This is a genomic window from Pseudonocardia sp., from assembly GCF_025965585.1.
In the GTDB taxonomy this organism is placed as follows: domain Bacteria; phylum Actinomycetota; class Actinomycetes; order Mycobacteriales; family Pseudonocardiaceae; genus Pseudonocardia.
The window spans coordinates 1-6,133 of the sequence record NZ_JAOPWR010000265.1 but is presented as its reverse complement, the minus strand read 5'-3'; the positions used below and the strand labels follow the sequence as shown (position 1 = coordinate 6,133).

The following is a 6,133-nucleotide window of genomic DNA, read 5'->3' as shown; positions in this document are numbered from 1 at the left end:
CCGCGGGCGATTTCGTTGCCTTATCAGTCGTGGTCCTCCTCGGGAGCGTCGGGAACCTCGTGCACGGACACCACGGTGATCCCGAGGATTTGCAGCTGCGCGATGATGCCGTGCAGGTGGGACTGGTCGAGGACTTCGCCGACGAGGATGGTCTGGGGCGGTGTCTCGCTGATCCGCAGATCGGCGAACTCGGCTCGGTCCGCCTCGGAAAGTGTGCCGTCGACCCGAAACTCGAACCGCATGCCGATCACCGGCCTTTCTGGTGTCGGGGCGTTCGGTCGTCCATGCCGCGTCGACCGACCTGCAGACAGTGGCACCCGGCGAGCGCGGTGTCATCGCACGGGTCGGGTGAGGCATTCTGCGGGCCGGCGGCGCCGGAGCAGGCTGTCGGCTGATCCCCCGGCGCGGGTGAGGACCCCGGACGCCCCGGGGTGTTCGATCGGTCCACGACCGCGCCAAGCGGCACGGCTCAGCCGTGAGCGCCCGCACCCGCGAGGAGATCCGAGCCGGAGGAGACCCGAGCCGTGAGCCATCTAGCGAGAATGTTCGAGTTGAAGCGCGACAAACTCAACGTGCGCCGAGGGGTCATCGTCGAGGTGGTCTTGGTGGTGCTGGCTGCTGCGGCCATCGCGCTCGGGCAGCAGAAGTACCTGCTGCCCGTGGTGCTCGGGGTGCTGTTCGTGGCTTTGGTCGACCCCGGCGGTGAGTACGGGTACCGACTGCGGGCCATGACCGTGTTCGCGCTCACCGGCGCGCTGCTGACCGCACTCGGATTCGGTATCGGGGGAGGGCCGTGGGGATACGCGGTGCTCGCCGCCTTCATCGTGACCTTGCTGGGCGGGTTGGCGGTGAAATTCGGGCTGCACCGATTCGTGGCGGGCATGCTGCTCAACTTCTGGTTCATCCTCGCGCTCGCCCAACCATCCCTGTACAACCTGGATCGGGTTCAGGCCAACACCTGGCAACACACCCTGGCTTGGCTCGTTGGATGCGCGCTCTGGATCGCTGTCAGCGGCGTTGTGTGGTTGGCGCATGGGCGAGGACCGCGGCCGGCGCCGGCCGAGGCGGTCCCCGGGGACACCGCGCCGCACGAGTTGACCCCACCGCTGATCTTGTTTGCCCTGATTCGGGCCCTCGCCGTGTCGATCGCCGTCGCCATTTCTTTCGGGCTGAATCTGCCCAACGCATCGTGGATGCCCCTCGCGGCCCTGGTCACGATGAAACCCAGTTGGGACCAGTCGGTGTTGGCGGCCGAACAGCGCCTGGCCGGCGCGATATTGGGTGCCGCATTGTCCGGGCTGGTCCTGCTGACGATCGACAACAGGATCGTGACCGTGGTGATCGTCGTGGTACTCGGCGCGGTGAGTGTGTCCATCAGCGGGGTGAACTACGCCCTGTCCACCGCCGCGACGGCCGCGGCCATCCTGATCGCGATGGACCTGCCCCACCCCTCCGACTTCGCCGACGAGAGGATGCGAGTGGTCTACACATTCGTCGGCGTCGGGATCGCCATCGCCATCACCTTCCTTGCGGACCTGATCCAGAAGCACACCCAGCTTCGGGCACCGCAGACGACATGAGCTCACCTCCAGGTGCCCTCCGCGCCACAGTCCGCGACGCACGAATGAACCAAGCCCACCACAGCTGAGCCCGCCGGCGAACGGGCGTGTAGCCGGCGTTCAGTCCGGCCGCGCGTTGCTTGCGAGCAGGCCGCGTTCGTGCGCGGAGAGAACAGCCATCCGGCGGCTGCTGACGCCGAGTTTCATGTAGATCGACCGCACATGACTTTTCACCGTGTTCACCGAGACGGTCAGGTCGGCGGCGATCTCGTCCAACGACAGCAGCGACGGCAGCAGCCCGAGCACGGTGAGCTCCCGTTGGCTCAACATTGTCGATCGTTCCTCGCCGCCACCCGCACCCGCGGCCAGCGCACGCTGGGCGAAGGCGTCAGCTCCGCCGAAACTGCCATGCTGCAGCGCGAGCAGCGCGCGGACGCTGGGTCCGGCTTGGGAGAATGGTCGCAGCGCGTCAATCGGCTGGGCGGCGGCCAACGCTGCCTGTAGGGCGCGGCGGGCGGCGGGTCGTTCGCCGGTGGCAAGCGCCAGCGTCGTCTCCAGCAGAAAGGCCTCGACCAGGGTGTGTGGGAGCAGCGCTGGCACGGATCCGTCGAGGACGGGGTGCACGACCGCTCGTGCGCGCTCGTGCCTGCCGCGGGCCGATTCGGTCCAGGCCCGCATGAGCAGCAACTCGGCGTTGCCGTCGGAGCGGCCGGCCAGCCAGCCGTGCACCGTTCTGGCCGCCGTGGTGTGCCCGAGTAGCAGGGCCGCGCGAAACTCGAGCACAGCGGCCGACGCGGCCTGCGCCACCGGGGTGCGGAGCTCGCCGATCTCCGCGCGCGCCTGCTGCAGCTCGGTCAGCCCGCTCATCCGGTCGCCGCGGTCGAAGACCGCAGCGCCGTGCACCATCCGCAGCGCGAACCACAGGGGTGGGCACGACACCACCGGCCCGAGCGCGAGGCCCTGCGCCGAGAGGCATTCGGCGTCACGGGCCTCGCAGCGCAGCAGCGCGGTGTACGCGAGCATCGCGGACGCGACCGCGGACCCCATCGTGGCTTCCCAACCGTGATTCGACATCGCCGCGACGGCCTCGGTGCTCAGCGCCCGCATGGTGCGTAGGTCGCCGGAGACAGCCGCCGTGACGCTCAGCAGCACCAGGCACTGCGTTGACAGATAGTCGAAGCCGTGGCGGCGGGCCAGCACCAGAGCGGCCTCGAGATCGGCACGCGCCCCGGCCCGGTCGTCATGTTCAAGCAGCAGCGCGCTGCCCCGGCTCAACCGGGCGAGCGCCTCCAGCTGCGGTTCGGTCGGCAACTCACCGATACCCGTGGTCGCGGACCGGGACGCCCCCTCGCCGAACGGTACGGCGGCGAACTGCTCGGCCGCCGCGCGCAGCACGGCGAGATCACCGGTGTCATGGCTCGGCCAGAACCTCTGTGCTTGACGCAGGTCAGCGTGCGCCGCCAGCACATCACCGGTCTGCAGGTGGGTAAGTGTCGAGGTCAGCGCCAACCACGGGTCGCACGCCGTGGCCTGAGCACCCAGACTGGAAAGCGCGCGGCGCAGCGGACCGCTGTCCCCGTTGAGGATCAGTGGCACGGCGAATCGGCGAAGCAGGTCTGACAACAGCTCGCTGTCGCGGCTGCGGGCGGCGTGGTCCAGGGCGCGGATGGGCAGATCCTGGCCTACCCACCAGCGCGCCGCCGTGGCGTGCAGCTCGGCCGCCCGCTTCGGGCCCAGGCGCTGCAGGTCGGCGACCAGATAGGTCCGCAGGAGCTCCTGGATGCGATAGCCGTCGCGCCGCTGTCCGGTGGCCGAGACGAGCGAGGTCTGGTTTTCGAGCCTGTCGAGCACGCTTCCGGCGTCCTGCCGACCCGACAGCGCCGCGGCGAGCCCGCACGGCACAGGGTCGCTGATGCTGATCACGCGCAGGAACTGCTGGATGTCCTGCGGCAGGCGCGAGATGATCTCCTCGACCAGGTAGTCGGCCACTGAATGCTCTCCACCGGAGAATTGGGCGAGGAACCCGGCACGGTCGGCGGTCTCGGCCACGGCCCGCGCGGCCAGCCGCAGGCCCGCCGCCCAACCGCCGGTGCGCTGGTGCAGCACCTCGACCTGCGCGGGCGTGAGATGAAGACCTGAGCGCTCGAGCAACGTCGCCGCCTCCGCCGGCGAGAAGCGCATCCGCTCGGCGCGTAACTCCCACAGCCGGCCCGCAAGCCGCAGCCGCGGGAGCGACAGCGGCGGATCGAGGCGGCTGGACAGGACGAGCTGAACGCCGGAGGGGCGGTTCCGCATGAAAATCTGGACGCCGTGGAGGGCCTGCGGGTCGACGAGTTCGTGCACGTCGTCGAGGATCAACACGATCGGCCGGGGCAGCCGCTGCAGGGCGAGCCCGAGTTCGGCGAGGAACTCCGGCTGGGCGGTGGGCCGCCAGACCCACGGGGCATGCAGGCGGCTATCCGACGGCACGGACGGGCAGGCAGCGACCGCGGCAACCACGGAAGCCCACAGGCGACTCGGGTCGTTGTCGTCGCGGTCCAGGCCCACCCAGGCCACCTCCGCCGCGGTGCTGCTGAGTGCCCAATCCGCAAGAAGCAGCGTCTTGCCGTATCCGGCGGGGGCACACACCAACGCCACGTCCGCTGTGTCCGCTGCCGCGAGGTCCGCCCGAAGTGCCGGACGGAGAACGAAGTCCGACGGAAGTTGTGGCACGGTAATCTTCGCATGCGGAACGAACGGCATAATGCTCAACCTCTAGTAGCCCGTTCGGGTCAAACCCATTGCCCGAATGCTTCATCGTGAAGCATTAGCCAGATCTCGCCCGCGCTCAGAAAGCGAACGCGGACGCTGATCTCGCTGGCGCCTGCCCACCCACCAGGGTCCGGAGTGCCCGTGCCGGCCGACCTCACCTTAGAGGCTCTCAGTGGCTGTGTCCATCGGCAGGGCCGAAAGTGCTTTCGGGTCCCGAGCAGCCGCTGACCTGCGAAAACTTCGCCGAGATACGGCGACGCGCTACAGGTATCTCTCAACTGGAGAGCAGATACATTTCGCCAGGTTCGAGATGTGATCTTTCCGTAAGCCCAGGTCAAATTGCGCGGCGAAGATGACAAGAGATAACCACTGCAGATCGGAGTGAGTCGGCGACACCACGCAGCGTCACCGGCGCCCGGGCGGGACGGGCATTGCCGGGGCCGGGGGACCCGCTCAACCCTCGGCTCAGTCGGCGAACCAGATCTCAGCAAGATCCGCAACCGCCAGGCCCTCGTCGCGGGCTATCCTCTCGAGCGCTTCCGCCAGCTCGAGCGATAGCGCCACGCTGAGGTCGCCGAGACCGGCGGCGCCTTGCCGCCGGGCGACTTGGTGCACAACCTCACGCAGAGTCGCCAGCCCGAGCTCGTAATTGTGGTCGTCGGACAACACCGCGCGCATGGAATTCAGGACCCCCCGCCGCGTGGAAAGATCCTTCGCCTGGTCATCCACGCTGATGCTCCTCGGGCCGCTGGGAACGGTGCGCCGGATCGGACGATATCGGCGTGACAGTAGCCCGCCACGCGGCACGCCGCCGACGCGAACGCCGCCGAACCCCTTGACGGTTCGGAACCAGAGTGCCTGGATAGCCTATCGGACACGGGGCTGCGGTAATCCTGTTCGTCCGACCATGTTGGCCGGCCCCGAGGAGCGCAGCGGTGAGCGAGGCAGCTGACCCGAGCCGGTCCATTGACCTGGCCGCCCGCCTGCGGTCCTACGAGTCGGTGCGGGCCGTCCTGTCAAACGATCGGAGTCGGGAGCGCCACATCGCCGCCACGCGGAACGTCATCGCAGTGGTCCTCGCCCAGTCGGGTGTCGACGGGCTGGCGGAAGTGGCCGTCGAGCTGTCGCTGAAGCTGGCCGCCGCCCTCGAGCGGATCGCTGGCAACCAGGGCATCGCCGCAGTTGATCTCGCTGAGATCTGGTTCGTCGACTGACAGTCGGTGTACGCCGATCAGCCGAGGAGGCTGCGCTCGTCGGCAGCGGCCGCGGCGGCTTGGCGCCCTACTCGCCGCCCGTTAGCGCGGCTGGTGGCGACGCCATCGCAATTGAGGGAACGATTCCCGGAGTTCGGGGCCCACTTGCTATGGGGTTATCCGACGATCGGCGACTGAGCTGCGGTCCCGCAGGATCTGATGCTGATAATTCTCAGCCCCGCTGGGCTAAAGGGGGTAATGAACACGCTGGTCAAGCGGACAGGTAGGCGACACCATTCACGGCCAACACACGCCGCTGGCGTCCTCGTGGCGCGTGATTAGTGACCGAGGCTTCATTCTGGCCATCCTCGCCCTGCTGTTTTCAACCATGTGGGCAACGCGAACAGCACCTATCTCGCCAAGATGCACAGCAGTCCGTATGGCACCCAGGGAAACCGTGTGCTTCCCCACCGCAACGGCCGGGCTAGTCGATTAGGACCGACGAAGCCGGTGAGATCGAGTCAAGTTCGGTTCATGTGGCAAGCCCGGCCTCCTGAGTGAGTTGGTCGAGGGCGCATGCCGGACCAAGGGGGCCGGTCCGGCGCGGCGTGAGCCGAGGTGTGGCAGAGG

Annotated in this window: 5 protein-coding genes; 2 read left to right on the top strand and 3 right to left on the bottom strand. The window is 68.2% G+C overall.

Annotated features, from left to right (window positions below; genetic code table 11):
• Window positions 1-23 precede the first annotated feature (23 nt).
• Entirely contained in the window at window positions 24-242 is a 219-nt protein-coding gene (locus tag JWR81_RS16890) for a hypothetical protein (protein ID WP_297653046.1), read from the bottom strand.
• A gap of 300 nt (window positions 243-542) precedes the next feature.
• Here JWR81_RS16890 and JWR81_RS16885 point away from each other — a divergent pair, with 300 nt between their 5' ends.
• Window positions 543-1,580, top strand: coding sequence for an FUSC family protein (locus tag JWR81_RS16885; RefSeq protein WP_297653043.1), 1,038 nt, complete (start codon window positions 543-545; stop codon window positions 1,578-1,580).
• Window positions 1,581-1,679: 99 nt separating this feature from the next.
• On the opposite strand, the gene JWR81_RS16880 is transcribed toward JWR81_RS16885, so the two are convergent.
• The gene (locus JWR81_RS16880) at window positions 1,680-4,301 is read right to left on the bottom strand and encodes a LuxR C-terminal-related transcriptional regulator (RefSeq protein ID WP_297653040.1); all 2,622 of its coding nucleotides are present in this window, start codon (window positions 4,299-4,301) and stop codon (window positions 1,680-1,682) included.
• A 474-nt stretch (window positions 4,302-4,775) separates the two neighbouring features.
• Window positions 4,776-5,039, bottom strand: a complete 264-nt coding sequence (locus tag JWR81_RS16875; protein ID WP_297653037.1) for a hypothetical protein — start codon at window positions 5,037-5,039, stop codon at window positions 4,776-4,778.
• 206 nt (window positions 5,040-5,245) lie between these two features.
• Between JWR81_RS16875 and JWR81_RS16870 the strand changes: the two genes are divergently transcribed.
• Complete coding sequence (locus JWR81_RS16870) at window positions 5,246-5,524, top strand: hypothetical protein (RefSeq protein WP_297653034.1); 279 nt, start codon at window positions 5,246-5,248, stop codon at window positions 5,522-5,524.
• Window positions 5,525-6,133: the final 609 nt, after the last annotated feature.